At 75.2% G+C, this 1971-nt stretch carries 2 protein-coding genes; one reads left to right on the forward strand and one right to left on the reverse strand.

Features of this window, described 5'->3' with window-relative positions; all coding sequences use genetic code 11:
• Positions 1 to 915: terpene synthase family protein (locus tag AB0J52_RS38260; RefSeq protein WP_500187906.1), on the reverse strand; the 915-nt coding region annotated here is incomplete at its 3' end.
• A gap of 774 nt (positions 916 to 1689) precedes the next feature.
• Between AB0J52_RS38260 and AB0J52_RS38265 the strand changes: the two genes are divergently transcribed.
• Positions 1690 to 1971, forward strand: a 282-nt coding sequence (locus AB0J52_RS38265) for a calcium:cation antiporter family protein (protein ID WP_500187908.1), incomplete at its 3' end; no start/stop codon positions are given.

The raw sequence follows: 1971 nt of genomic DNA on the forward strand, positions 1-1971 counted from the left end.
GGACGCGGCGCCCGCGCCCGGACGGGACGCCGCGGCGAACGCGGCGGCCTCGGTGGCGGCGGTGCGCGGCCGGTACCGTGGGACCGACCGGTGCCAGTCCAGCGAGGCGCGCATCGCGCGGCGCAGCCGGTCGGCGAGCCGGCCCGAGTCGCGCGCGTCCCACGGCAGGCCGCGCCGCAGGATCTGGAAGTCCGAGGCGCGCGCCGCGATCAGCGTGCGGGCCTGGTCCACCGCCTCCTGGAGCGTTCCAGCCCGCCGCTCGTGGAGCAGCAGCACCAGGTTGGCGCGCTCCCCGAACGCCAGGTCCTTCTCCACCGAGAACAGGTCGTTGGTCCAGGAGATGACGTCGGCGGCGGCCGCGCGCAGCCCCGCCGTGGCCGGGTCGTCGGGCGGGGAGATGCGGTCCACCGCCTCGAACAGGTCGAAGAAGACGTCCGCGCCGAACAGGTCCCGGCGCAGCACGATGTAGGCGGGCAGCCGCAGCGACCGACCGCTCGTGCGGCGGTCCACCATCGCGCACTGCGCCTCCAGGTGCCGCTCCATGTGCCCGGTGAACCGCTCCCGCCACTCGGGGCCCGCCAGCCGGGACGTGCGCGGCCACAGGTCGTCGGCCAGCACCGCCAGCATCGGATCGGCCGGGCCGTCCCGGTCGGGCTCGCCGCGCAGCACCGCGAGGGCGGACGCGGCGAACTCCGCCAGCACCCCGTCGCCCGCCCACGGGCCGTCGTCCACCCGGTCGTCCAGCAGCAGCACCCACAGGAACCACGCCATCAGCACCTCGGCCCGCTCGGGCTCGGCCCGTCCGGTCAGCGCGATCCCGAGGTCCAGCAGCCGTGACGACTCCAGCCGCGCCCGGCCGCGCGGCCCGACCAGCCCCCGCTCCTCGGCCCACCCGCACACCCCGGTCCGTAGCACGTCGGCGTCGGCGCGACGTACCGGTCCGGGAAAAGGCAGGGAGAGTTCCGGAATCCGGAATCCGGTCATCGTGTCCGCCGCCATCCCCGCGCCCCCGTAGACTCGCCGTTTCGGTCGTGCCCGCGCCACGGCCCGCGTCCCGGCGGGCCCGCGCGTCGCGGTGCGCCCTGCCGGGCCGTGCTGCGGCGCGGAGTCCCGGCGGCATTCGGCGCACCGGGCCCGCACGCATCGTGACCGAATCCTGCCGCGTGTCCGCCCGCCGGACATGCGGTTTGACCGCGATTTGCCGTCCAGATTCCGGCCCCGTCACCAAGCCCGCCGTCCGGCATACGGTCTGTCCGCAACTGTCCGATGGGGCCGACCGAAACCGGGGATACGGGCCGGTCGCCACACCGCCCTCCGGCCGGGTTCGGACGGCGCCGGCTCGATGCCGGCCCGACGCCCTTCCAGCGCCGCCCGGCCGCCGCGCCGCTGCCGCCCGGCCGCCGTCCTGATCGTCCGTGATGGCCCGCCGGACGCCGACTCGGCGGTCCACGGAGGCCGATGCGGTAGAGTCGCTGCCGCGAAGGGGAGTAGCCCTGCGAACCGGTCGTCGACACACTGGAGCCCACCGCTCCCGGTGACCGGGTCCGCCACCCGCGGACGGGCGAGACCTTCGATCCCTTTTTGTCGATGACCAGACGCGTCGTCGGCCGGGATCGAGGTCTCCGAGGACGCCCCTGAGCGGCCCCCCGGCCTCGGCCCCCGGCGACGCGGGAGGAGCGGGTACCGGACGTGTGGCATTTCGTCCTGCTGATCGCCTGTGCGGTCGCGATCTATCTGTCGTGTGAGTGGTTCGTCAACGCCGTCGAATGGCTGGGCCACCGCCTGAACGTCGGCCGGATGGCGGTCGGCACCATCCTGGCCGCCTTCGGCACGGCCCTGCCCGAGTCGGTGGTGACCCTCGTCGCGGTCACCTCCGGGACCGGCGAGACCGGGAAGGACATCGGCGTCGGCGCCGCCATGGGCGGCCCGCTGGCCCTCGCGACCGTCCGGATCCCGAACCAGGCCATGAGG

This window comes from Spirillospora sp. NPDC049652, from assembly GCF_040675125.1.
In the GTDB taxonomy this organism is placed as follows: Bacteria; Actinomycetota; Actinomycetes; order Streptosporangiales; family Streptosporangiaceae; genus Spirillospora.